A 26,520-nucleotide genomic window follows, 5' to 3' on the forward strand; every position below is an offset into this window, starting at 1 on the left:
TAAACCGAAACCTTTTTTTTCAACACTGATTTTTGTTGGTTTAACAAAAATTTATAGTAATTTGCAGGCTTATGGCATGATTTTTTATGTAATTTAGTTGAAAATTTTTCAATGAAACGAATAGTTGAATTTATGAAAAGAAATTATAAGGTTATATTGTTGATAACTGCTTTATCAGCAATACTATGGAGTTTTGTACCGAGTGAGAAAAAAGAAGATCCAGAAAAAGATAAACTTTTATTGGAATTACTAACTTTTGTTTTAGAAAAAGGGCATTATAGTCCAATTGAGTTAAATGATGATTTTTCTAAAAAAGTTTATAAAAAGTATTTAGAAAATATCGATCCTACAAAACGTTTTTTTATTCAAAGTGATATGGATGATTTCAGTAAATATGAAACATCTATTGATGATATGATTAAAAGTAAAGATATTACATTCTTTAACTTAACAAACTCTAGATTGTTACAAAGAATGAAAGAATCAAGAGAAATTTACGAAAATGTATTAAGTAAACCATTTGATTTTAATAGTAAAGAAACTATCAATGTAGATTATGATAAACTTCCCGTAAGTAAAAATAAATCAGAGTTAGTAGAGAGATGGAGAAAGCAATTAAAACTATCGGCACTATCTTCTATAACGGATAAACAAAAATTAGAAGAAGATAAACATAAAGATGATGCTTCATATGAAATGAAATCTTTTGAAGTTATTGAAAAAGAAGTTCGAGAAAGTTCTCTAAAATCATTGAACGAGTATTTTGACTTTATTGAAAAAGAATTAGATAGAGATGACTGGTTTGCTATTTTTCTAAATTCAATTGTAGAACGTTTTGATCCACATACTTTTTATTTTTCTCCAGATGATAAAGAAAAATTTGATGTAAGTATGAGTGGAACTTTTCAGGGAATTGGCGCTCGATTACAAAAGAAAGAAACAGGCGTTGAGATTTCTGAATTAATTTCGGGAGGACCAGCTTGGAGAGGAAAAGAATTAGAAGCAGGAGATTTAATTCTTAAAGTAGCGCAAGGTAAAGAAGAACCTCTTGATATTGCAGGAATGCGCCTAGACGATGTTGTTAAAAAAATTAAAGGTCCTAAAGGAACTGAGGTTAGGTTAACCGTTAAAAAAGTAGATGGAACTATAAAAGTAATTTCAATTATAAGAGACGAAGTAGAAACGGAAGAAACGTTTGCTAAATCGAGTGTGGTGGAGAAAGAGGGTAAAAAATACGGAATTATTTATTTGCCAAAATTCTACATCAGTTTTGAAAATAAAGAAAATCGTGATGCTTTTAAAGACGTTGCTGCTGAGATTGAAAAATTAAAAGCTCAAAATATCGATGGTCTTATAATGGATCTTAGAGACAACGGTGGAGGTTCTTTAGAGACCGTTGTTAAAATGGTTGGTTTGTTTATTCCAGACGGTCCAATAGTTCAAGTGAAAGCTCCTGGTAGAAATCCGGAGATTTTACCAGATCCTGATAAAAAAGTGCAATATGATGGTCCGCTTGTAGTCATGATTAATAATTTCTCTGCTTCTGCTTCTGAAATTTTTGCGGCTGCTATTCAAGATTATAAAAGAGGAATTGTAGTAGGAAGTAAGCATTCTTACGGAAAAGGAACGGTTCAAAATGTAATAGATTTAAATCAATTTATCAGAGGTAATTCTTTTGGTGATTTAGGTGCTTTGAAAACAACAATTCAAAAATTTTATAGAATTAATGGAGGTTCAACACAACGTGAAGGTGTAAAAAGTGATATTGTTTTTCCAGATCGCTTCGCTTATTTAGATATGGGAGAACGCGATGAAGAAAGCGCTTTACCTTGGGATAAAATTGCACCAGCAAAATATGAACCATTAAATATTAATTACGATAATGTAATTGCAAATAGTAAGAAAAGAATTGCTACAAATAATACGTTTAAACTAATTGATGAAAACGCAAAATGGATTTATGAGCGTAAAGATGAGAATGTTATTAGTCTGAATTTAATTGATTTTAATAAAGAAATCGCAATTGCAGATGCTAAGATTAAGAAATTCAAACAAATTTCTGAATATAATAATAAATTTCAATTTCAATCATTGCCTGATGAATTGGCTTTATTTGAAAACGATACTTTGTTGAAACAAAAAAGAGAACGTTGGCACGAAGAAATGCAGAAAGATGTTTATATAGAGGAAACCTTAAATGTTATTGCTGATATTAAATTGCTAACGAAAGGAAAAAGCTTATCTCAGAAATTGAGTATGAATTAAAATATAAAGTCCCGTTTTTACGGGACTTTTAAATTATTGCCTGTTTGTCTAATTGCTATTTTAAATTTAATAAAATGAAGAAACCGTTCTTGTTTTTTTTATTTCTGACATTTTCTGCTTGCATGGAAAATAATCAAATCAAAAACAACGATATTGATGAATTAAACAATGATTCTTTACTTACTTCTGATTTCGATTTTTTGCCGACTTCTACAACTAATTCCGTTTATAACCACTCAGCTTATGTTTTTTCCTATTCAGAAATTCATGAACAAAGTGAATGGGTGGCATATTATTTAGATAATACCGATATAAATTCGGTTAATTTTAAAAGACCTTTTTTTGAGCAAGATCCTATTGTAGAAACTGAGTCGGCTGATTGGAGAAATTATAAAAACTCAGGTTATGACAAAGGACATTTGTGCCCAGCAGCAGATAGAAAAGGTTCTTTTGATGAGTATAACGAAACTTTTTTTACGTCTAATATTAGTCCACAAAATCATAAATTTAATTCGGGAATTTGGAATCGATTAGAAGAAAAAACTAGATATTGGGCAACTAAATGTAATGGTTTATATGTAGTAACAGGTGGTGTTTTAAGTGATGATTTAAAAACAATTGGAAAAGAAAATGTTGCTGTTCCTAATTACTTTTACAAAGTGCTTTTATCTAAAGATGGTTCTAAAATGATTGGTTTTTTGGTTCCACATGAAGATTCAAATAAAGCTTTGTATGAGTTTGTTGTATCTGTAGATGAAATAGAAAAATTAACAGGAATAGACTTTTATCCTAATTTAGAAGATAGATTCGAAAATCAATTAGAATCAAAATCAGATTATAAAGGCTGGAGCTTTTAACTACCATTCATTTACCTTATTAGCATCTAATTTAATAAAGATAAAGAGTAATATAGTAAATGACCACAAACTCGATCCACCATAAGAGAAAAAAGGTAGTGGAACTCCAATCGTAGGGAATAACTTAATAAGCATGGCAATATTTACAAAAAAATGGGTAAATAAATAGGTGGCAACGCAATACCCATAAACTCTACTGAATTTGGTTTTCTGATTTTCCGCCAAGTAAATAATTCTTAAAAATAAAGCTACAAATAGTAAGATTACGGTTAAGCTTCCTGCAAATCCCCATTCTTCACCTACAGTGGTAAAAATATAGTCGGTATGTTGTTCTGGAACGAAACCACCTTTAGTTTGTGTGCCTTCTAAATATCCTTTACCAATTAAACCTCCAGAGCCAATGGCTATCATAGATTGATTCAAGTTGTAGCCTTCTCGTTTCATGTCTACATCATCGCCAATTAACACATTAATACGGTCTTTTTGATGAGGTTCTAAAACCTTGTCATACACATAACTAACAGAAAATGAAAATCCTGCCATAACTAAGTATAATAATCCGTATACAATGGGGTTTCTGGAAATTTTTCTATTGAAAATATAATGTATTATCATTAAAACGAATAGTATACCTATTAAATAAATAGGTTGTATAACTAATGATAAAAAGAATAAAGCAACAGCAATAATTCCAGAGAAAAAATACCAACTTGGCAGACCTTCTCTGTTTAGAACAAAAATTAGTGAAAGAAAAATCATTGCACTACCTGCATCGGGTTGCATTAATATTAATAGTATTGGAATTCCTATTATTGATAATCCTATAATCTGGTGTTTTGTAAATTTTAAATTTATCTGCGAATAACTTAAATATTTTGCCAACAATAATGCGGTTGCTGTTTTTACAAATTCAGAAGGTTGAAACCCAAATCCACCAAATTGATACCAGTTGGTTTGTCCTTTTTTGGTAACTCCAAATACAAATAATCCAAGTAATAATAATATGCCTATGCCATAAAAAACAAAGGATAGGCGTTCAAATATTTTAGCATCTGAAAATAATATTATTAAAATTAGAGGAATGGTTAAACCAATGAAAAGCATTTGTCTGCCATAAATTTGAGTAATATCAAATATGGAAGTTTCTTCTAATGGTAAAGAAGCAGAATATATAGTCATCCAGCCCATTATTACTAAAGTAAAGTAAAGTAATATGCTGATATAGTCGATTCTATTTCCTACGCTTTGATTTTTCATTTAGTTTTCTTCCTCTTCTTTTTTAGCGTCACTAATTTCTACGTTTACTTTATTTAAAGAATCTTGAACCCTTGTCGGATCTACTTTTCTTTGAAAGATGATGTTTTCAATTCTTTTATATTCTTCTAATAAACTTCCATTAAGCATAGTGGTTTCTAAATCTTTTCTGGTAATTTTTCCAGTTACATATTTTTCTGCCATTAAAGTAGCTATAGGTCCTGCCCATCTGTTTCCCCAATATCCATTTTCAACTACCACTGCAATAGCAATTGTAGGATTTTCTTTAGGAGCAAAAGCTACAAATATTGAGTGGTCTTTTAATTGATATGTTTTTCCACCAACTCTAATTTTGTTTTCTGCTGTTCCAGTTTTACCGCAAATTTCTAATCCTTCTACTTTTAAATTCCAAGCGGTACCTACTTTGTACACATCAGATAATCCTTGTATCATTGGATCAAAATATTGTTCATCTATTGTAGAATAATGCTTTGTGGTAAATTTTTTATCTAAAACCTGCCCTTTTATTTTCTTAACAATATGAGGTGTATAGTAATATCCTTTATTTGCTACAACCGCCATCATGTTGGCTAACTGAATAGTTGAAGTAGAAACTTCTCCTTGCCCTATTGAGTTAGAAATGATATAGGAACTTCTGATTTTAGCTCCATTATACATTTTTTTATACATTTTAGAATCGGGCACTAATCCTTTTGAACCAATTGGCATATCGGTTCCTAAAAATTGCCCTAGCCCAAAACTTCTTACATGGTTGGCCCAATTGTCTACACTGTAATAGGAATCATTATATTTTTCAATGGTTCTCTTGTACGTGTTTCCAAAGTAACTATTACACGATTTATAAACGCCATTGTTTAATTGCAATGTATGTAAACCACAGTGGCATTTCATAAAACGACCAAAATTAGCACCATGATTACAATAAAAGGTAGTTTGTTCATCAATTACTTCTTCTTGTAAACCAATTAATCCTGTGATGATTTTAAAAGGCGAACCTGGCGGATAAGTTGCTTGAAGACCTCTATCATATAAAGGTTTTGCAATGGAATCGTTATATAGTTCTGTGTAATTTTTAGAACGTTGACGGCCTACTAACATGGCCGGGTCAAAAGTTGGTGCCGAAACTAATGCTAAAATTTCACCTGTTTTTGGTTCAATTGCAACAATTCCGCCTCTTTTGTTAATCATTAATTCGGTTCCATATTTTTGGAGTTCGTGATCAATGGTAAGTGTTAAGTCTTTTCCTTGTTGTGCAATGGTATCAAATTGACCATTTTTGTAAGGACCAATAATCTTATTGTGTTTGTCACGAAGTAAATATTTAACGCCTTTTATCCCTCTCAATATATCTTCGTATTGTTGTTCTACGCCTTGTTTTCCAATTAAATCGCCACTGTTGTAGTATTTATTCTTGTTAAGAATAGCTTCGTTAACCTGAGTAATAAATCCGAAAATATTAGCACCTTCTTTAACTTGATAATCTCGTAAAGCTCGCTTTTGAGTATAAAATCCCTCAAACTTTCTTTCTTTTTCTTGAAAAGCTGCGTATTCTGCTTTGTTTAATTGAGCTAAAAATACAGAAGGTAACATTGGACTATACACCTTTGCTTTTTCAATTTTTTTTATAAAATAATCTTTTGTAATGCGAAGTAAACTACAAAATTCTGTGGTGTCAATGTTTTTAATTTCTCTAGGAACAACCATTATGTCATACGATGGTTGGTTAGCTACTAATAGCTTTCCGTTTCGGTCGTAGATATAGCCTCTTTCAGGAAAATCGAACACTTTTTTAATTGCGTTATTTTCTGATTTAAGTTTTAAAGTTTCATCAATTACCTGAAGATAGAATATTCGAGTAATTAAAATAATTGAAGTAATAATGATTACGGCAGGTAATATAGCTTTTCTCATCGTTTACTTGGCTTAATTAAATAGATGATTAGTAAACAAATTACAAACGTAAAAAGAGTGCTAAAAAGAGTTCGAGATAAAATGGTAATAATTAAATCAAATCTAAAATATTCAAAAAAGAATAAAATAAAATGATGAATAAAAATGGCTAATAATAACAATGTAATACGTTCCGGAGAAACTTTATCAGCAATTTTAACGGTTTGATATTCATAACTCAATCCAAAAGAAAATTTAAATAAAGTAGGGCGAACGTAGGCTAAAACAATTGATGACATAGTATGTATTCCACCAGAATTACAAAACATATCTAAAAGTACTCCCATAGCAAAACTAGTAATTAGCAAAACACTTTTGTTGCTGTTTACTGGATATAATAAAATAAATAAAACATAAGGATATGGATTTAGATACCCAAACAGATTAATATTGTTGAATATTAAAATCTGAAGAAGTAAAAAAACTACAAATCGAATGCTATTTGAAATGTTATTGTTCACTTATTTTTTTGGTGCTATGGTTTGTGATTCTAATAGTTGTTTCTCTTTTTTTCTTTTGTTTTCAATAACATATACATAACCAAGCGATGTCATGTCGTTAAACAAACGAATATTGATTGTATAATAATTTGTTTTCTTATCAATGAAAATTTTGTCAATTTTCCCAATTGGGATATTCTCAGGAAAGATATCAGAGTTTCCACCAGTAACAATAGAATCTCCGTGTTTTAATGAAGCTAATCTTGGCACATCGATAAGTTGTGCATACCCTACATTTTTACCATCCCAAATTAAAGATCCAAAATGATTTGAATTTTTAATTTTCGCATTAATTTTCGATTTGGTATTTAAAACACTTTGTATGGTTGCAAAATCATTTGAGGTTTTTTCAATTAACCCTACAATTCCTTTGTCGTTAACTACTCCCATATCTACTTCAATACCAACGTTTTTGCCTGAATTGATGGTGATGTAGTTTTCTCGAGAGTTAAAAGAATTTTTTATCACTTTAGCCACTACAACATTATAATTGTTAAGATCGTTTCTAAAAAGTGTTTTCGAGGTTAAAATGGTGTCTTTTTTATTAAAAAGTAATTCTTTTAATAAGGCGTTTTCAGAAGCTAAGTCTTTATTTTTTTTCTTCAGACTAAAATATTCGTTTACTTCATTTACTTTTTCGTAATAGGTCCCTGTAACTGCATTTGCCGAATTTACATATTCGCTACGGTGGTAAGAATGCGATTTTATAATCAAAGAAAATGAGATGCCCAAAAGCAGCAAAAACAGCAATCGATGGCTGTTTTTTATGATAAAATTAATTATTTGCTGCATGGATTATTTTTTATTTAATCAGAATTCCTTTGTATTTGTTGATGTTCTTTAATGTCATTCCTGTTCCTCTTACAACCGCTCTTAATGGATCTTCGGCAATGTAAACAGGTAAATCTGTTTTTAATGAAATTCGTTTATCTAAACCTCTTAGCATCGAACCTCCACCTGCTAAATATATACCCGTGTTATAAATATCGGCAGATAATTCTGGTGGTGTTTGCGATAAGGTTTCCATAACCGCATCTTCAATACGTTGAATTGATTTGTCTAATGCTTTAGCAATCTCACGATAAGAAACATCTACACGTTTTGGTTTTCCTGTAAGTAAGTCTCTTCCGTCAACAGCCATATCTTCTGGTGGGCTATCTAAATCTTCTGTAGCAGCACCAATTTGTATTTTTACTCTTTCAGCAGTTGTTTCTCCAACAAATAAATTGTGTTGTGTTCTCATATAGTACACGATGTCATTTGTAAAAACATCTCCAGCAATTTTAACTGATTTATCACAAACAATTCCGCCAAGAGCAATGACTGCAATTTCTGTTGTTCCTCCACCTATATCAACAATCATGTTTCCTTTTGGTTGCATAATATCTAAACCAATACCAATAGCCGCAGCCATAGGTTCATGAATTAAGTATACTTCTTTTCCGTTAACACGCTCAGCAGATTCTTTTACAGCACGCATTTCTACTTCTGTAATACCAGAAGGAATACAAATTACCATACGTAATGCTGGAGTGAATAATTTCTTCTTTAAAGCAGGAATGCTTTTAATAAACATTTTTATCATCTGCTCTGAAGCATCAAAGTCAGCAATAACTCCATCTTTTAAAGGACGAATGGTTTTAATGTTTTCATGAGTTTTACCCTGCATCATGTTTGCTTCTTTTCCTACAGCAATAATTTTTCCTGTAATACGGTCACGAGCAACAATAGAAGGGCTATCCACTACGACTTTGTCGTTATGAATAATTAGTGTATTTGCGGTACCAAGGTCGATTGCGATATCCTCGGTCATGAAATCAAAAAATCCCATAAGTAAGAGAAGGGTTTAGCGTTTTTTGTATAATTGTATTCAACTAGCAAAATTATGAAATTTATCTGATATAACTTCAAATAAAAACGCATTAAAAAATAATATTTTAATGCGTCTTAAATTTTGGTATTTATAAGCAAATATTAGTGCTTAAAGTGACGTATTCCAGTGAATACCATTGCCATATTATTATCATTACAATAATTGATGCTTAATTCATCTTTTATTGAGCCTCCTGGCTGAATTACAGCTGTTATTCCGGCTTTGTTTGCAATTTCTACACAATCTGGGAAAGGGAAAAACGCATCACTTGCCATAACAGCTCCTGTTAAATCAAATTCAAATGAAGTTGCTTTTTCAATCGCATGACGCAAAGCATCTACTCTTGAAGTTTGTCCAGTTCCTGAAGCACACAACTGTTTGTTTTTAGCAAATACTATCGTGTTTGATTTAGTATGTTTACAAATTTTAGAAGCAAACAATAAATCTTCAATCTCTTCTGCTGTTGGAACTGCTGTTGTAACTGTTTTTAAATGCTCTCTTGTATCGGTAACATTATCTTTATCTTGAACTAAAACACCGTTTAAACAAGTACGAACGGTTGTTTGTGGTAATTCCACTTCGTTTTGAATTAAGATAATTCTGTTTTTCTTTTCTTCTAAAATGTCAATTGCTTCTTGGTCGTATGCTGGAGCAATTACCACTTCGCAGAATAATTTGTTTATTTCGTTTGCTGTGGCTACATCAATATTTCCATTAGCAATTAAAACACCTCCAAAAGCTGAAGTTGGGTCACCTGCTAAAGCATCTAAATACGCTTCAACCATAGTATTTCTAGTTGCTATACCACAAGCATTATTGTGTTTTAAGATGGCGAAAGTTGGATTGTCGTTTTTGAATTCGTTCATTAAATTCACAGCCGCATCTACATCTAATAGATTGTTGTACGATAATTCTTTTCCGTGAGTTTTAGTAAACATTTTATCAAAATCGCCAAAGAAAAATCCTTTTTGATGTGGATTTTCACCATAACGAAGTACAGTTCCGTTTTGTTCGCTGATTTTTAGAACAGCTTCTTCGTGCGTTTGATTGAAGTAGTTAAAAATGGCCGAATCATAATGAGAAGAAACATTAAAAGCTCTTGTTGCTAATAATCTTCTGTTTTCTATAGTTGTAGCACCATTGTTTTCGTTATAGAAATTTAAAAACGGAGCGTATTCGTTTACCGAAGCAACAATTACGGTGTCTTTGAAATTTTTTCCAGCTGCTCTAATTAAAGAAATTCCACCGATGTCGATTTTCTCAATAATATCAGCTTCGCTAGCACCAGAAGCCACCGTTTTTTCAAACGGATATAAATCCACAATTACTAAATCGATTTGCGGAATGTTGAATTCTTGCATTTGTTGCACATCACCTGCATGATCTTGACGGTTTAAAATTCCTCCAAAAATTTTTGGATGCAACGTTTTTACTCTTCCACCTAAAATTTCAGGGAAAGACGTAATATCTTCTACAGCAATAACTGGAATGCCTAAATCTTTAATGAAAGTTTCAGTTCCGCCAGTAGAATAAATAGTTACATTGTTTTGATGAAGGGCTTTAACAATTGGTTCTAAACCTGTTTTGTCAAATACAGAAATTAATGCCGAAGCAATTTTTTTTGTTGTGTTCATGGTGTTGTGTTGTTGTATCTGAATCGGTATCGGATAAATGATGTTGTTTTCGTGGTGCAAAAGTAGTTATACTTCTTAAAATAGTCAAACTTTATTGGAAGGGATTTTTAAAATGTATTTTATGTTTTAAAATTATAAGTTTTACATTCGCTAGCGCGAGCGTCACGCTCGTGCCCACAATCTAATTCAAGTCAATTTCTATAACTGTTTGATCGTTATTTCCATAATTTCTGGCGCTACTGTATTTCCAATCAATTGGATCAGTAACAAATCCAGTTTCTACAGGATTGTTGTGAATATAATTTAATTTTTGTTCAAATACTTTTAAAGACCAAATTTCAATAGGTTGGTTGTTTTGTTGCCAAAATTGACTTTTTTCAATATTACTATTTTTCTTTCCAGCTTTTTCAAACATCCAAAGTAACCAATCTTTTCTGCTTTCTTGAGGATTTTCTGCAATTGCCTTTAACATTTTTCTGGATGTAAAACCTTTAAAATCTCTCATTAAGCCTGATGGGTCGCTTAAGGATGAACGAAAAATTAAATGAATGTGACTTGGCATAATACAATAACCATAAATTTCCATTCCTTTATTTTTTCTACAATAATCTAAAGATTCAATTATGGTGTCAAAATAATCAATTCTTGTAAAAACATCTATCCAATATACAGTAGCAAATGAAACGAAATAAGCTCCGTCTTTTTCGACAAATTTGTATTTTCTGCTCATAGGGTTGTTTTTAATTTCTTTGTGGGCACGAGCGTGACGCTCGCGCTAGCGTTGCAAATTTAAATAAATCCGCTCCAATTGTAACATTTTCCATCAATAGTCTACTTATATACTATAGATTAGTATTATGCTTTTATATTTACGATTACTTTCAGAAAGTTTCAGTTTTGCCATTAACGCATTGCGCAACAATAAATTGCGTACGCTTTTGTCGTTGTTAGGCGTTACCATTGGTATTTTTTCCATTATTGCGGTTTTGGCTGCGGTAGATTCTATGGACAAAAAAATCAAGGAAGATTTGAGCGATATGGACATGAATACCGTGTACTTAATGCGCTTTTCGTTTGGTCCTTCTGAAGTGCCTCGTTGGAAAAGAGAACAATTTCCTAATGTTACTTTTGAAGAATACGAATACATTAAACGTAATGTAAACGGAATTGATAAAATTTCATTCAATTTATTTACCCGAAACGAAAACATTAAATACGAATCTAAAACAGTTAATTCAATTCGTGTAAAGCCTTCAACGGAAGATTTTTTTGATATAGAACCATTAAAAATTGATAAAGGTCGATTGTTTAATGCGGCCGAATCCAATTCGGGAAGTCCGGTTATTGTAATAGGAAGCGAAGTAGCCACAGGTTTGTTTGAAGGAAATGACCCTATTGGAAAAAAAGTGCGTTTATATGGTCAAAAATTCACCGTAATTGGAGTATTAAAAAAACAAGGACAAGGCATGTTTGGTGATAGTGGTGATGTTGCTGTTTTTTTTCCGGTTAATTTTTTAAGAAGATTGTATGGCGATAACAATAAATCCTTAACACCTGCTATTTTAATTAAACCTGAAAAAGGAATTGATGTAGAAGAATTTAAAGCCGAATTAGCTCAAAAATTAAGAACACATAGAGGTGTTAAAACAGGTGAAATTAATAACTTTTTCATGAATGTGCTTTCTGGTTTTACTGATTTTATTGATAATATCATTGGTCAAATGAATATGATAGGTTGGATTATTAGTGCTTTTTCACTTTTAGTGGGTGGTTTTGGTATTGCTAATATTATGTTTGTTTCGGTAAAAGAACGTACCAACTTAATCGGAATTCAAAAAGCATTAGGTGCTAAAAATAAATTTATCTTGTTTCAGTTTTTATTTGAAGCCGTTATTTTGTCTTTAATTGGTGGAATAGTTGGAATGTTTTTAGTTTGGATTATTGCTTTAGTGCTTTCTAGCGCATTAGATTTCGAGTTTGTTTTAAGCGCTTCTAATATGTTGTTAGGTTCAGGATTAGCTGCATTAATTGGATTAATTTCAGGTATTATTCCTGCAATTACTGCTTCTAAATTAGACCCTGTTGAGGCCATCCGAAGCGGTATGTAACTTCTTGTTTTTTTATTATATTTGGTGATTAATTTCCCAAATTGAAAAAACAAATCATTAGTATTTTTTTATTGCTATTGTTAATAGCCCCTGCCGTTGTAACCTATACATGGATACAACAACGCAAACGTGCTGTAAAAAAAGAAGTAAAATGGAAAATGATTGCAGGAATTGATAAAAGTGAATTGGTGCTTTTAAAATTTTCAAAAGAAGAAATAACCACTAAGTTAAATTGGAAACACGCAAAAGAATTCGAATTTAATCACCAAATGTATGATGTTGTAGAAAAACAGGTTTCTAAAGATTCTATTCAATATTGGTGTTGGTGGGATTTTAAAGAAACAAAATTAAGTAAGCAACTAGATGATTTGTTGGCTGGTGTTTTTCAAAAAGATTCGCAATCAAAAGAAAAACAAAACAAAATTTATTCATTTTATAAGTCAATTTATTTTCAATCGGTTTTTTCTTGGGAGCCTTTTATATCTTTAACGAATAAAAAAAGAGGTAATTCACACCTTGTTTTTTATCAAATAAAGTATACTCAAACTAGTTCGCCACCTCCAAAATTTGTGTAGTTTTTTAAATACATTGCTTTGTAATTTGCTTTACAAGCATGATTTTATTTTTAAAGGTTAAGCTAATGAATTAGCTATTAACAAAATTATACAAATGAAAAAATATATTTTTTACATCACGGTAGCATTGCCAATTTTAGGATGGGCACAAACACCAAAAGATACTATAATTACCGAATTAAACGAGGTTGTAGTTTCTACAAAAGTTCCTAAAAATTATGAAAAATTACCAAATCAGGTTGAGGTAATTACAGCAAAACAAATTGATTTTCAGAATTTTCAAAGCACAGCCGAAGTGTTGTCAGACTCGGGTTCTTTGTTTGTTCAAAAATCACAACAAGGAGCTGGAAGTCCTGCGATTAGAGGATTTGAAGCAAGTAGGGTTTTATTGTTAGTTGATGGAGTTAGAATGAATAACTTGATTTTTAGAGCTGGACATTTACAAAATATTGTAACAGTTGATGAAAGTATTTTAGATAATGTTGGGATTTTTTACGGACCATCTTCTACTTTATTTGGAAGTGATGCCTTAGGCGGAACAGTAGCAATGACTACAAAAAGAGCCAAATTTTTATCTGAAGTTAAAAATAAATTTACAGGTGGAGTTGCAACACGCTATAGTTCTTCAAACGAAGAAAAATCGGTTTCTTTTAATTTAAATTTTGCCACTTCTAATTTTGCCTCATTTACATCGTTAGCTTATAATGATTTTGGCGATTTGAAAATGGGAAAAAGAAAGAATCATAATGGAGATTTTTTTGGAGAACGTCCTTTTTATGTTTCTACTATTAGTGGAGTTGATCAATTAATGGTAAATGATGATAAATACGTTCAAAAAAATTCAGGTTATAAGCAATATAATTTCATGCAGAAATTAGCCTATAAGACAAACTCTGGATTTGAACATGGATTAAATTTACAATTTTCTACCTCTTCAAATGTACCTCGTTACGATAGATTAACAGATCCATCATCCTCTACTGGTTTAAGAAATGCCGAATGGTATTATGGGCCACAACAACGTGTTTTAGCAATTTATTCCTTAACTAAAAATAATGCTTTTTTAGGTAGTAACATGAAAGCAAATTTTGCTTATCAAAATGCACAAGAAAGTCGTCATAATAGAAGATTTGGGAATTATAATTTGCAACATAGAGAAGAAAATGTAAACATGTATTCGGCTTCTTTAGATTTAACAAAAAAGTTCAGTAAAAGCGAATTGTTTTATGGTTTTGAATCGTATTTTGAAACTTTGAAATCTTCAGCTTACGCGAAAAATGTGAATACTGGAGTTCAGACAAATTTAGATACCAGATATCCAAATGGCGATAATAATATGATGCGTAACGATTTTTATGTTTCATACAATCATACTATTTCTAAAAATACTTTTTGGAATGCAGGAGGTAGAGTAGGATATACTACTCTAAAAAGTACAATTGCTGATGATACTTTTTTTCCATTGCCATTTAATAGTATTTCGCAAGGAAATTTAACGTATAGTGGTGCTTTAGGAATTGTTCATAACGCATCTAATAATGTAATGTTAAAAGCAAACTTATCTAGTGGTTTTAGAGCGCCAAATATTGATGATTTAGCAAAAGTATTTGAGTCGGTTCCAGGAACTTTAATTGTACCAAATGAAGATTTAAAGCCTGAAAAAACCGTTACTGCAGATTTAGGATTTGTAATAAAATCAGATTCTAAAAGATTCAAATTAGAGAATACTTATTTTTATACAAGATTGTATGATGCAATTGTTACCGCTCCATCTACATATAATGGTTTAAATACTATTATTTATGATGGTTCTCCAAGTGCTGTTTTTGCTAATCAGAATAAAGGAAAAGCATTTATTACAGGATTATCTACAAATGTTACCATTGCTGTTTTAGATAATCTTCATTTTAATGCGGGTTTTAATTACACCTTAGGAAGGGTTGTTGAAAATGGAAACCAAAGTCCATTAGATCATATTTCTCCATATTTTGGTAAAATCGGATTTTTATACAATCAAAAATCAGTTAATCTTGAAGCCTATATGTTGTATAACGGTAAAAAAGCACTAAGTGATTATTCTTCTAGTGGTGAAGATAACTTAGCGTATGCGCCAGCAACAGGAATGCCAGCTTGGGAAACCTATAATTTTAAAGCAGGATTTACTTTAATTGAAGGCGGAACTTTGTTTGCCGGTGTTGAAAACATATTAGATATGCAATACCGTACTTTTTCTTCGGGGATTAATGCTCCTGGGCGTAATATTTATGCCGGATTGAAATATACTTTTTAATAAAAATTAGGTTGAAAGAAAAAAAATCCCGTTAGAATTTCTAACGGGATTTTTATTTATCTAACTTCTTGATTTTGTATCAAATCTAAATACAAGTTAATTTTATCTTTTAACTCTTTTCTAGGGGTAATAAAATCTAAGAATCCGTGTTCTAATAAAAATTCAGATGTTTGAAACCCTTCAGGCAAATCTTTACCAGTTGTGTCTCTAACAATTCTTGGACCAGCAAAGCCAATTAAAGCACCTGGTTCTCCAATGTTTATATCGCCAAGCATTGCGTAAGAAGCTGTAGTTCCTCCCGTTGTAGGGTCGGTACATAATGAAATGTAAGGAATTTGTTCTTCTGCTAATTGCGCTAATTTTGCTGAAGTTTTTGCTAACTGCATTAATGAGTAAGCAGCTTCCATCATACGAGCTCCTCCTGATTTTGAAATTAACAGAAAAGGAATTTTGTGTTTTATTGAATAATCAATTGCTCTCGAAATTTTTTCTCCAACAACTGCTCCCATAGAACCACCAATGAATGCAAAATCCATACAAGAAACAACTAAGTCTTTTCCTTTAGATTTTCCAACACCAGTTCTAATAGCATCTTTTAATTTCGTTTTGTCCATTACATCTTTTAAACGATCACTATATTTTTTAGTGTCTTCAAATTTTAAAGGATCTTTCGAAGTTAATTTTGCATCAAGCTCTGTAAATTCGTTATTATCAAATAATATTTCAAAATATTCTTTACTACCAATTCGTACATGATAATCGTCTTCTGGACTTACCCATAAGTTTCTTGCCAATTCATCTTGGTCGATGATTTTTCCAGTTGGTGATTTATACCATAACCCTTTTGGAACATCTTTTTTGTCCTCTGTTGCGGTTGTGATTCCTTTTTCTTTTCTTTTAAACCAAGCCATAATTTTGTTTCTTGTTTATTGTTAATGGTTTATAGTTTGTTGATAACAATAAACAACAAACTACAAACAACAAACTTATAAAGTGTTTACGTTATTTAAATCGGCAAAAGCTTGTTCTAATCTTGTGTTAAAAGTAACTTCTCCTTCGCGAATCCATTTTCTAGGATCGTAATGTTTTTTGTTTGGGCTATCAGCTCCGTCAGGACTACCAATTTGTGTTCTTAAGTAATCTACTTTGTTAACCATATAATCACGAATTCCTTCTGTGAAAGCAAATTGTAAGTCAGTGTCAATATTCATTTTAATAACTCCGTATCCAATAGCTTCTCTAATTTCTTCTAAAGTAGAACCAGAACCTCCGTGGAAAACAAAATCAACTGGATTATTACCTGTATTAAATTTGTTTTGAACGTATTCTTGAGAGTTTTTTAAGATTTTTGGAGTTAATTTTACATTTCCTGGTTTGTAAACACCATGAACATTTCCAAAAGAAGCTGCAATTGTAAATCTTGGGCTTACTTTCATTAATTCTTCATATGCGTAAGCAACTTCGTCTGGTTGAGTATATAATTTTGAACTGTCTACATCTGAGTTGTCTACTCCGTCTTCTTCACCACCTGTAATTCCTAATTCGATTTCTAAAGTCATTCCCATTTTACTCATTCTTTCTAAATATTTTTTAGAAATTTCTAAGTTTTCTTCAATAGGTTCTTCAGATAAATCAATCATATGAGAACTAAATAATGGTTTTCCAGTTTCTGCAAAATGTTTTTCAGAAGCATCTAATAAACCATCAATCCATGGTAACAGTTTTTTTGCACAATGGTCTGTGTGTAAAATTACGGTTGCTCCATAAGCTTCAGCTAATGTGTGAATATGTTTTGCACCTGCTACTGCTCCTAAAATTGCTGATTTTTCATTTTCATTAGATAGCCCTTTTCCTGCATTAAACTGTGCTCCTCCATTAGAAAATTGAATAATTACAGGCGCATTTAATTTAGCTGCTGTTTCAATTACACCATTAATTGTGCTTGATCCTACAACATTTACTGCAGGTAAAGCAAATCCTTTTTCTTTAGCGTAATTAAATATCTCTTGTACTTGATCTCCGGTAGCAACACCTGGTTTAATATTGTGACTCATAGTTGATTGTTTTTTAATATAGTTTTTGCAAAAATAATAATTTAAAAAATTAGAATGGATAATTAATGCCAAAATTTAGCACTGTTTTGCTAAAGTTGACTCCTTTTAGCCATCTGTCGCCCACTTCTCTTCCCGGATCATAGGTTTTATAGCCTAAATCGAATCGGAATACAAAAAAGCTAAAATCATATCGTAAACCAATTCCAGAACCTAGGGCTAAGTCTTCAAACGATCTAAAACCATTAAAGGTGTAATCTTCATCTGTAATATTGTCAAATATATTCCAAATATTTCCTATATCTGCAAAAAATGCACTGTGAAAATTTCCTCCTACTCTAAAACGGTATTCTAAACTATATGCTAGTTTTAAATTTGCTTCATTGAAGTCGTTAATTCCGCCACTTCTTCCTGGTCCTAAGCTATAAGCTTGCCAGCCTCTATTGTCATTAGAACCTCCAGAAAAATAACTTCTTGAAAAAGGAATTGATTGTCCGTTACCGTAAGGAACTGCTAATCCTGCAAAAGCGCGCATAGCAAGGGTGTTTTTCTTTCCAAAATCCCAGTGTTTTATAAAATCTATTTCTCCTTTTATGTATTGCGAATATTCTATTCCAAATAAAGTTTTATTTCCGTTTTCATTTAACGGTTCGTTCTTTGTGTTGGCTAATAAAGATAATACATTACCCGAGGATTCTACTTTAGCTTTTATCGAATAAAAATTATTATCGAATAAATTAGCTTTCGTATTTCTAAAAAATGTAATAGCAGATGAAAGAATTAAATTGTTTTCAATTAAACGTTCTCTCCTTTCTCCAATACTTCTTATAATCTTATACTCTTGATCTGAAGGTAATAATGATGTGCCACCACTTTGAACTTCTTCAATAAAATTCACAGCGCCTTGCGTGGTTAAATTTCCGTTTTCTAAATTAGTAGGGTCAACATTATATGTTTGAGCTAAATCATTTAAAGTATTGTACGAAGAAGTATATACATTGAAATAATTTTCTGGATTCAAGTTTTTAATAAATTGAATATTTAATAAATCAAATCTAATCGTATGTTTTTGCTTTGGAGTCCAATTGTAATTAAAAACTCCGGTTAAATTTTCTTTGTCTAATCCAATATTTCGTTGGCTTGTTAAACCCACATTTACATTAGTCGAAGGAAGCATTTCTTTTTTTATAATATTGCGAGTATTTACTGGAAATACAATTCTAGGAAAGCTTAGTTTTCCTTCAATACCATATTCTGAAATGTTAAAAAAGACATCATTAGGATTTGCTAAATCTTTTGAAGAACCAATATTTCCTTTTGCAGATAATTCAAATGTTTCTGCTCTTTTAAATAAGTTTCTCCAAGTAAAGGCCATTCTGGCGCTTATTCCAAACTCTTGAATATCTGAAGTAGTTACATCGAGTGATGGCTGCCAAATATACTTTGGCTTACTCATTAAATAAATGTTTGCAATAAGTGATGTTTTGGTACTGTCGTTTGGGTCTTCTATGTATTCAATGTTTGGATACGTAAATACTTTTAAATTGCTTAATGATTTGGTAGTTAGCGTTCTGTCGATATCACTAAATAGTTTGCCTTTTTCAATAAAAATAGCATTTGTAATAGCTTTTGGTTTGTATTTTAATTTACCGGCACTGTAAATTGTAAAGTTATTATAGGTTATACTATCATTAAACTGATTACTTTCTTTTCTTGATGTGTTATTGGTAAAAATATTAACATGGCTAATTTTATAAACCGAAAAAGGACGTTTTGTTAAGAGGTCGCCATCTTTTACATATCGATCTTCAATCTTTAAATCGATATTCATTTTTTGAGTAGAATCATCAAATATTGCATTGTATTTAATGTTGCTTTCTTGGAAATGATATACGCCATTATTTCTTAAATATTGAGTAATTCTCTTTCTTTCACTATCAAAATTTATAAAATTGTACTGATCTCCTTTTTTTATAAAAGTCTTTTTTTCTTGAAGTGTATATAAACTGTCTATAACAGGAGTTTCGATATATTTAAATATAGAATCAATAAAATAAGGTTTTCCTGTAGTTACTTTGTATACTACTTTTCCTCTTTTATTTCCAACAGAATCTATTGTCATAGTTACATTATTTCTTATGTAACCATTGTTGTAATAATAACCGCTAAGACGATCTTTAGATTTTAGTGCTTTTTTCTCATCTATTATTACAGGCGCTTCTCCTGTTTCCTTCATAAATTTAGGTAATCCACTAACAAAAAAAGATTCGCCTAATCGTTTTACTTGTTTAGCAGATAAAAACTTATTTAATCTTTTTATTCTGTTAGGTTTTTTGGTTAACCAAGCTTGATAGGTGGAATCTGGATTTGGTTTTGCACTGTTGTATAATAATAAACCAAAAGGATAATTTAAGAATTTAGTATTGGGTTGTTGTACTACTAAATTATTAACACGATCTTCTTTTATAAGTTCTTCATTAACAAAAACTTCATTTTTGGTCAATAATTTTTCGCTTTCGGGTACTCGTTTAACTAACGAACACGAATAAATTATTGTACCGATTACAAATAATAATGTTATTTTTGATAAATTATTTCTCAAAGCACTTTTTAAAAGTTAGTCAAAAATACAATTTTTATGGTTAGTAAAAACCAAATTAAACTAATTACAAGTTTACAGCAAAAAAAATATAGAAAACAAGAACAACTTTTCTTTGCCGAAGGCGTAAAGGTAGTTCAAGAATTGTTAAATTCTAACTTTGAATTGCAAGATTTGTTTACTACAAAGGAAGATTTTCCATCTGTTTCTAAAAACAAAGTTCATGCCGTTTCTGATTTAGAATTAAAAAAGATTAGTGCATTAACAACACCAAATACTTGTTTGGCAGTATTTAAAATGCCAAAAGCTAAAAATTTTGTTGAAAGCGGTTTAATTTTGGCTTTAGACGATGTTCGCGATCCAGGAAATTTAGGAACAATTATCCGTTTGTGCGATTGGTTTGGTATTGAAACATTGTTTTGTTCAGAAGAATCTGTAGATATATATAATCCAAAAGTAGTTCAGGCTACAATGGGTTCTATCAGTAGAGTGAATGTAGTTTATGGAAGTTTAGAAGCGTTTTTAACGAAAACTAAGTTGACAGTTTTTGGAACTTTTATGGATGGTTCAAACATTTATCAAGAAGCACTACCAAAAGAAGGAGTTATAGTAATGGGTAATGAAGCCAATGGAATTTCGCCTTCAGTTGAAAAGTTAGTTTCGGAGCGAATTGCAATTCCACGTTTTGGAAATATACAACTTACTGAAAGTTTAAATGTAGCAACAGCAACTGCAATAATTTTGAGCGAATTTAAAAGAAACTAATTTTTTAATGAAATGAAAAATTAATAAAAAATCCTCTAGTTTTCATTTCTTGAACATTTCCTGTCCACGGACTATTTGGATCATTATCTCTAATTAATTCATCATTCATACTGAATACACCTCTTATGGAAGGAGAAAATATAAAATATTCAAGATATAAATCAATTCCAAATCCTACTTCGTAGAAATTAGTCCATTTAGTAGTTCTAAATCGATTGTTTAAATTATCATCTGGCGAATTTGAATTACTACCTAAATTTAAAGCAGTTGAAACTCCTCCAACTAAATAAGGTCTAACATTTCCTGTTCGTAAAGCCGAATATTTTAGCAATACTGGAAAAAAAATATATGTAGATTTAACTTCTCTTAATCGATCACCCGTGTCAATTAAATTTGGATAAGTTAAATTACGTTGAGTTATGTATAATCCGGGTTCAAATCGCAAATCAAAATATTCTGCCAATCTAAGATTTCCAATTAATCCTACATTAAAACCGGTTGTTGTTCCTACTTCAATATCTTCTGTTACTGATAAATAATCAAATTTAAAATCTAAGTTGTTAAATCCTAAGTAATATCCCCAGTGCACACGCTGTTTGTTCCAATTTTCTTTGTTGATAATTGGGTCTTTACTAAACATGCCTTCTTGTGCAAAAAGGATTGGAGAAAAAAGTAATAAAAATAAAAACTGCTTCATGTTATTTTTTAGATGCATGATATATTGTTGCTACGCCAAAAGTTTGAGGTAGATGCTTTACATCTATAAACCCAGTTTTTCTTAAAATATTGTTTAAAACTTCTCCAAATGGAAATTCGTTTGCAGAATTTGATAAGTAAGTATAGGCTGTTTTGTCTTTAGAAAATAATTTACCGATTAATGGAAGAATTACTTTTGAATGAAAGGCATAACCTTGTTTAAACGGAAATTTAGTAGGAACCGAAGTTTCCAAAATAATAAATTGTCCGCCAGGTTTAAGTGTTCTTAAAATTTCAGACAATCCTTTTTCAAGATTTTCAAAATTACGAACTCCATAAGCCACAGTAATTACATCAAAATAATTATCAGCATAAGGAATATTTTCGCCATCGCCTAAAACCATTTGAATTTTCGAATCTAAATGCTGAGCTTGAATTTTTTTCTTTCCAATATCTAACATGCCTTGCGAAATATCTAATCCAATAATTTCTTCAGCAGTTGTACTAGCAAATAAAATAGCCAAATCACCGGTGCCAGTTGCAATATCTAAAATTGATTTTGGTTGACTTGCAGTAACCATCTTCAAGATTTTTTGCTTCCATTTTGCGTCGGTGCCAAAAGAAATTACTTTATTAAGGCCATCATAGTTGCCAGAAATGTTATCAAACATTTGAGCAACTTGTTCTTTTTTGCCTAATTCAGAATCTTTGTATGGCGTTATATTTTTTGACATTATATTAATTTTGGACAACAAAAGTACTGATAAAAAATCAAATACAAGGGCAAAATACAATTTCAAGTTCAAAAATCAAATAGAAGAAATGTTTTTAGGAACACAGATTTAAGAAATTTAAAAAATCTGTGAGAATCCGATAAATCTGTGTCCTCTGCGTTCTGAAAAACTTGAAATTATTTTTTAACGTATGTCAAAAAAGTAAAATCGTAATCGTGTTTTTCGTCTTTAGAATGGAATTCCTCAAAGACCAATTCCCATTTATCAGTATCAATTTCAGGGAAAAAAGTATCGGCTTCAATGCTAGTGTGCACACGCGTCAAATCGATTTTATCTGCTATTTCGATAGATTGATTATAGATTTCGCCTCCACCAATGATGAAAACTTCTTCCTCTTTTGGACACAAAGTAATCGCTTTTTGTAAGCTACTCGCTACGAAACAACCTTCTGGAACTTCATAGTTTTTTTGTCTTGTGATGATAATGTGTGTACGATTAGGTAATGGTTTCGGAAAACTTTCAAAGGTTTTTCTTCCCATCACAATATAATGACCAGAAGTCAAACTTTTAAAACGCTTGAAATCATCTGGCAAATGCCAAACCAATTGATTGTCTTTTCCTAAGGCATTGTTTTCAGATGCAGCTGCTATTATGGTAAGCATGTTATAATTTAAAGTTAATTGGTATTGCGTACTTTACTTTCACAGGTTTTCCTTTTTGCATTCCTGGTTTCATTTTTGGTAAACGGCTAATAATTCTAAAAGCTTCTTCCTCTAAAAGCGGATGTGGTCCTCTTGTTGTAATTTTTTCTACTTTACCTTCTTTGTTAATGATAAATTGTACCAATACTCTACCTTGAATGTTATTGTTTAATGCGTATCTAGGATATCTAAAGTGTTTTACGATATGTTCGCTAATTTTAGTATTAAAACAACTTAATTGTTCTGATCTTTCCGACTTTTCACATTCTGGGAAAAGAGGAATTTGTTCAATGACTGCAAATGGGATGTTTTCAGTGTTTTTGTTTACAGAATCATTTGAGGTTACAATTATTTCTTTAATGTTTTCGGTTTCATTTTGAGAAAAAGCAGTAACAAAAAGTAATATAAAGCAAAATATAAATAATTTTTTCATAACTTAAATTTAAACTGCCACAACACCTTTAATATGCGGATGTGGGTCATAACCTTCTAATGTAAAATCCTCAAACTTAAAATCGAAAATGTTTTTAATTTCTGGGTTCAATTTCATCGTTGGTAAAGGGCGACAATCTCTAGAAAGTTGCAATTCTACTTGCTCCATGTGATTGTTGTAAATATGCGCATCACCAAAAGTGTGAATAAAATCGCCTACTTGTAAATCGCAAACTTGCGCAATCATCATGGTAAACAATGCATAAGAAGCAATATTAAACGGAACGCCTAAGAAAACATCAGCACTACGTTGGTACAACTGGCAACTTAATTTTGCATCCGCCACATAAAACTGAAAAAAGGCATGACATGGAGGCAAAGCGGCTTTTCCATTAGCAACATTTTCAGCAAACGAAACCGAAGTATCTGGCAAAACGCTAGGATTCCAAGCGGAAACTAACATTCTTCTGCTGTTTGGATTGTTTTTTAGCGTTTCGATTAATTCGGTAATTTGGTCAATTTCTTCGCTGTTCCAATTGCGCCATTGGTGCCCGTAAACCGGACCTAAATCGCCATTTTCATCTGCCCATTCGTCCCAAATTTTCACACCGTTTTCTTGTAAATATTTGATATTGGTGTCGCCATTTAAAAACCACAACAATTCGTAAATAATCGATTTTAAGTGTAATTTTTTAGTGGTTACCATCGGGAAACCCTCGCTTAAATCAAAACGCATTTGGTAACCAAAAACACTTAAAGTTCCTGTTCCTGTACGGTCGCCTTTTTGGTTGCCGTTTTCTAATACGTGTTTTACTAAATCGTGATATTGTTTCATGCTTTTTAGGTTTATTCCTTTATTTTGTATCTGTTAAATGCATTAACAGTGCTTTTTTCATTTCCGTATGTTAATATTGGAGCTGCTGTTCCGGCACTTGTGATAATTATAATTTTATCTGAAATAAATAACAAAACTATAGCTATTACAAAAGATACTCCAGCAACAATGTAAATAGGCAAATTATTAACCGAAGCGTAAATTTTATTAATATGAATTTTTGTTTTTAAATGACAAAATTTACATGTAACATTGGCAAATTCTCCTTTTTTCATTTGATATTCACCTCTGTCATTTTCAGAAATTTGTATTCTATTTTCATTTCTGCAATTTGGACATTTAAAATGATGTTTCATTTTATGTTAGTTCAAACCTGTCAGGTTTTTAATTTAATGATTAAAAGCTTCTACTTCTTTTGGATTGTGTTTGTGTTTGAATAAAATTGCAAATGCAATTGCTATTACTAATGCATAAGCTGCAAACGTTAACCAGATGTTGTGCCAATCTTTTTCTCCAGTTTTAATATCTGTAAAATATAAACTGATAATTTGTCCACTTACAACACTTCCTAAAACCGCACCGAAACCATTAGTCATCATCATGAATAAACCTTGCGCCGAAGAACGAATTTTAGAATCGGTTGAGGTTTCTACGAATAATGAACCTGAGATATTGAAGAAATCAAAAGCCATTCCGTAAACCACACATGATAAAATAATCATCCATAATCCGTCGCCAGGATTTCCGTAAGCAAATAATCCGAAACGTAAAACCCATGCAATCATACTAAACAACATTACTTGTTTGATTCCGAAACGTCTTAAGAAAAACGGAATCGCTAAGATGAATAAGGTTTCTGAAATTTGAGAAATCGACATAATTAAAGTCGAATATTTTACTACTAATGAATCAGCGTAAGTTGGATCGTGTTTAAAATCATCTAAAAATACATCTCCGTAAGCGTTGGTTAATTGTAAAGCAGCTCCAAGAAACATACTAAATACAAAGAATAAGGCTAATTTATAATCGGCAAATAATTTAAACGAACTTAATCCCATAAGTTCCATAAATGATTTATTTTCTGTAGTATTTCCTTCTGGTTCACATTTTGGTAATGTAAAGGAATATAATCCTAAGAAAATAGCAGCAATAGCCGCAATATAAAATTGATTTTCAGAGGCTTTATTTCCGGTTAAGTTGGTAATCCACATCGCTACAATAAAACCAATAGTTCCCCAAACGCGAATAGGTGGAAAATCTTTTACCACATCTAAACCGCCTTTTTTCAAAGCGTTGTAAGCAACTGAATTAGAAAGAGCAATGGTTGGCATATAAAAAATCATCGCTACTAAAATCACCCAAAAGAAATCAGATGGATTGCTAACTTGTGGAACATATAAAAGTGTTAAACCTCCTAAAATATGAAGAGCTCCGTATAGTTTTTCAGCGTTTATCCATCGGTCGGCAATAATTCCGCAAAGGGTTGGCATAAAAATCGAAGCAATTCCCATAGTTGAAAAAATAGCTCCGAATTGTGCTCCATCCCAATTTTTAGTTCCAAACCAATAATTTGCTACTGTGATAAGCCAAGCTCCCCAAACGAAGAACTGGAAAAAGTTCATTATCGTTAATCTGAATTTTACATTCATACTGTTATAGTTAAAGTATTAAGATTCCTTTTTTGAGATTTCATCTCTAATTTTTGCTGCTTTTTCATAGTCTTCGTTTTGTACGGCTTCTTCTAACTTGTCGTACAATTCTTTAAGTGAAAAACCAGAGTAGCTATTAGCTGGAATTACAACATCATCTTCTGTTCCAAAAGTTTCTGGAGTAGAAAGAATGTCATCGTTTTCCTGATTTTCGTTTCCGTCTTCAGAAGGATTAATGTTAAGGTAAATTCCTGCTTTGTCTAAAATGTTTTTGTAGGTAAAAATAGGGGCATTAAATCGAAGCGCTAATGCAATGGCATCAGAAGTTCTGGCGTCGATTATTTCTTCAATTTTATCTCTCTCGCAAATAATACTAGAATAGAAAACACCATCCACTAGCTTGTGAATAATAACTTGTTTTACTACTATGTCAAAACGATCGGCAAAACTTTTAAATAAGTCGTGAGTTAATGGTCTTGGAGGTTTAATTTCTTTTTCTAAAGCAATAGCAATTGATTGTGCTTCAAAAGCGCCAATAACAATTGGAAGTTTTCGATCGCCATCTACTTCATTTAATATCAAGGCATAGGCTCCGTTTTGCGTTTGGCTGTAGGAAATACCTTTTATTGTTAATTTTACTAAACTCATTTCAAATTGTTAATTATCATTTCTTTGATGCCTGATTTGGATTTTTAAACATCATCACAAAGTCAGAAAATGGCTAACAGAAA

Annotated in this window: 24 protein-coding genes; 6 read left to right on the forward strand and 18 right to left on the reverse strand. The window is 31.3% G+C overall.

Annotation, left to right across the window (positions count from 1 at the left end; all coding sequences use genetic code 11):
- Positions 1 to 111: 111 nt before the first annotated feature.
- Both GFJ99_RS05670 and GFJ99_RS05675 read left to right on the forward strand, forming a co-directional pair.
- Positions 112 to 2,265 carry a carboxy terminal-processing peptidase gene (locus GFJ99_RS05670; protein ID WP_153207901.1) on the forward strand — a complete coding sequence of 718 codons (2,154 nt, stop codon included), beginning with the start codon at positions 112 to 114 and terminating at the stop codon, positions 2,263 to 2,265.
- A 74-nt stretch (positions 2,266 to 2,339) separates the two neighbouring features.
- The gene (locus GFJ99_RS05675) at positions 2,340 to 3,122 is read left to right on the forward strand and encodes a DNA/RNA non-specific endonuclease (RefSeq protein ID WP_370454301.1); all 783 of its coding nucleotides are present in this window, start codon (positions 2,340 to 2,342) and stop codon (positions 3,120 to 3,122) included.
- Here GFJ99_RS05675 and rodA read toward each other — a convergent pair whose 3' ends face one another.
- From rodA to GFJ99_RS05710, 7 genes are all read right to left on the reverse strand, one after another.
- A complete protein-coding gene (gene rodA, locus GFJ99_RS05680) occupies positions 3,123 to 4,379 on the reverse strand; it encodes a rod shape-determining protein RodA (protein ID WP_153207902.1) in 1,257 nt (418 codons plus the stop codon).
- The gene (locus tag GFJ99_RS05685) at positions 4,380 to 6,308 is read right to left on the reverse strand and encodes a penicillin-binding protein 2 (protein ID WP_008254809.1); all 1,929 of its coding nucleotides are present in this window, start codon (positions 6,306 to 6,308) and stop codon (positions 4,380 to 4,382) included. It lies immediately after the preceding gene.
- Positions 6,305 to 6,808: a hypothetical protein gene (locus GFJ99_RS05690; RefSeq protein WP_040470295.1), complete on the reverse strand. Its 504-nt coding sequence runs from the start codon at positions 6,806 to 6,808 to the stop codon at positions 6,305 to 6,307. The genes GFJ99_RS05685 and GFJ99_RS05690 overlap by 4 nt, the downstream gene beginning before the upstream one ends.
- Positions 6,809 to 7,639, reverse strand: a complete 831-nt coding sequence (gene mreC / locus GFJ99_RS05695; RefSeq protein ID WP_153207903.1) for a rod shape-determining protein MreC — start codon at positions 7,637 to 7,639, stop codon at positions 6,809 to 6,811.
- Positions 7,640 to 7,649: 10 nt separating this feature from the next.
- Complete coding sequence (locus GFJ99_RS05700) at positions 7,650 to 8,678, reverse strand: rod shape-determining protein (protein ID WP_008254806.1); 1,029 nt, start codon at positions 8,676 to 8,678, stop codon at positions 7,650 to 7,652.
- Positions 8,679 to 8,821: 143 nt separating this feature from the next.
- Positions 8,822 to 10,354: a bifunctional phosphoribosylaminoimidazolecarboxamide formyltransferase/IMP cyclohydrolase gene (purH, locus tag GFJ99_RS05705; protein WP_153207904.1), complete on the reverse strand. Its 1,533-nt coding sequence runs from the start codon at positions 10,352 to 10,354 to the stop codon at positions 8,822 to 8,824.
- A gap of 181 nt (positions 10,355 to 10,535) precedes the next feature.
- Positions 10,536 to 11,084, reverse strand: a complete 549-nt coding sequence (locus GFJ99_RS05710) for a transposase (RefSeq protein ID WP_008254803.1) — start codon at positions 11,082 to 11,084, stop codon at positions 10,536 to 10,538.
- A gap of 127 nt (positions 11,085 to 11,211) precedes the next feature.
- Here GFJ99_RS05710 and GFJ99_RS05715 point away from each other — a divergent pair, with 127 nt between their 5' ends.
- The 3 genes from GFJ99_RS05715 (at position 11,212) to GFJ99_RS05725 (ending at position 15,327) form a co-directional block, all read left to right on the forward strand.
- Positions 11,212 to 12,462 (forward strand): ABC transporter permease, encoded by a 1,251-nt coding sequence (locus GFJ99_RS05715; protein WP_153207905.1) that lies wholly within the window; start codon positions 11,212 to 11,214, stop codon positions 12,460 to 12,462.
- 41 nt (positions 12,463 to 12,503) lie between these two features.
- The gene (locus GFJ99_RS05720) at positions 12,504 to 13,037 is read left to right on the forward strand and encodes a hypothetical protein (RefSeq protein WP_153207906.1); all 534 of its coding nucleotides are present in this window, start codon (positions 12,504 to 12,506) and stop codon (positions 13,035 to 13,037) included.
- 94 nt (positions 13,038 to 13,131) lie between these two features.
- Complete coding sequence (locus GFJ99_RS05725) at positions 13,132 to 15,327, forward strand: TonB-dependent siderophore receptor (protein WP_153207907.1); 2,196 nt, start codon at positions 13,132 to 13,134, stop codon at positions 15,325 to 15,327.
- A gap of 56 nt (positions 15,328 to 15,383) precedes the next feature.
- On the opposite strand, the gene accD is transcribed toward GFJ99_RS05725, so the two are convergent.
- The 3 genes from accD to GFJ99_RS05740 form a co-directional block, all read right to left on the reverse strand.
- A complete protein-coding gene (gene accD, locus GFJ99_RS05730; RefSeq protein ID WP_008254795.1) occupies positions 15,384 to 16,238 on the reverse strand; it encodes an acetyl-CoA carboxylase, carboxyltransferase subunit beta in 855 nt (284 codons plus the stop codon).
- Positions 16,239 to 16,313: 75 nt separating this feature from the next.
- Positions 16,314 to 17,381, reverse strand: coding sequence for a class II fructose-bisphosphate aldolase (gene fbaA / locus GFJ99_RS05735; RefSeq protein ID WP_040470289.1), 1,068 nt, complete (start codon positions 17,379 to 17,381; stop codon positions 16,314 to 16,316).
- A 49-nt stretch (positions 17,382 to 17,430) separates the two neighbouring features.
- Complete coding sequence (locus tag GFJ99_RS05740) at positions 17,431 to 19,980, reverse strand: BamA/TamA family outer membrane protein (protein WP_153207908.1); 2,550 nt, start codon at positions 19,978 to 19,980, stop codon at positions 17,431 to 17,433.
- A gap of 36 nt (positions 19,981 to 20,016) precedes the next feature.
- Here GFJ99_RS05740 and GFJ99_RS05745 point away from each other — a divergent pair, with 36 nt between their 5' ends.
- Positions 20,017 to 20,742 (forward strand): RNA methyltransferase, encoded by a 726-nt coding sequence (locus GFJ99_RS05745; RefSeq protein ID WP_153207909.1) that lies wholly within the window; start codon positions 20,017 to 20,019, stop codon positions 20,740 to 20,742.
- Positions 20,743 to 20,746: 4 nt separating this feature from the next.
- Here the strand turns inward: GFJ99_RS05745 and GFJ99_RS05750 are convergent, their stop codons facing one another.
- The 8 genes from GFJ99_RS05750 to GFJ99_RS05785 form a co-directional block, all read right to left on the reverse strand.
- Entirely contained in the window at positions 20,747 to 21,439 is a 693-nt protein-coding gene (locus tag GFJ99_RS05750; RefSeq protein WP_203228776.1) for a porin family protein, read from the reverse strand.
- A gap of 1 nt (position 21,440) precedes the next feature.
- A complete protein-coding gene (gene ubiE, locus GFJ99_RS05755) occupies positions 21,441 to 22,172 on the reverse strand; it encodes a bifunctional demethylmenaquinone methyltransferase/2-methoxy-6-polyprenyl-1,4-benzoquinol methylase UbiE (protein ID WP_008254785.1) in 732 nt (243 codons plus the stop codon).
- Positions 22,173 to 22,348: 176 nt separating this feature from the next.
- Complete coding sequence (locus tag GFJ99_RS05760) at positions 22,349 to 22,834, reverse strand: dihydrofolate reductase (RefSeq protein ID WP_008254783.1); 486 nt, start codon at positions 22,832 to 22,834, stop codon at positions 22,349 to 22,351.
- Between the two features lies 1 nt (position 22,835).
- Positions 22,836 to 23,306 carry an energy transducer TonB gene (locus GFJ99_RS05765; protein ID WP_153207911.1) on the reverse strand — a complete coding sequence of 157 codons (471 nt, stop codon included), beginning with the start codon at positions 23,304 to 23,306 and terminating at the stop codon, positions 22,836 to 22,838.
- Positions 23,307 to 23,315: 9 nt separating this feature from the next.
- Complete coding sequence (locus GFJ99_RS05770; RefSeq protein ID WP_153207912.1) at positions 23,316 to 24,140, reverse strand: thymidylate synthase; 825 nt, start codon at positions 24,138 to 24,140, stop codon at positions 23,316 to 23,318.
- An 11-nt stretch (positions 24,141 to 24,151) separates the two neighbouring features.
- Positions 24,152 to 24,496 (reverse strand): hypothetical protein, encoded by a 345-nt coding sequence (locus tag GFJ99_RS05775; protein WP_153207913.1) that lies wholly within the window; start codon positions 24,494 to 24,496, stop codon positions 24,152 to 24,154.
- A 33-nt stretch (positions 24,497 to 24,529) separates the two neighbouring features.
- Complete coding sequence (locus tag GFJ99_RS05780) at positions 24,530 to 25,789, reverse strand: nucleoside permease (RefSeq protein ID WP_040470287.1); 1,260 nt, start codon at positions 25,787 to 25,789, stop codon at positions 24,530 to 24,532.
- 18 nt (positions 25,790 to 25,807) lie between these two features.
- Positions 25,808 to 26,437, reverse strand: coding sequence for a bifunctional nuclease family protein (locus GFJ99_RS05785; RefSeq protein ID WP_153207914.1), 630 nt, complete (start codon positions 26,435 to 26,437; stop codon positions 25,808 to 25,810).
- Positions 26,438 to 26,520 lie beyond the last annotated feature (83 nt).

The organism is Flavobacterium sp. LMO6 (assembly GCF_009495795.1).
In the GTDB taxonomy this organism is placed as follows: domain Bacteria; phylum Bacteroidota; class Bacteroidia; order Flavobacteriales; family Flavobacteriaceae; genus Flavobacterium.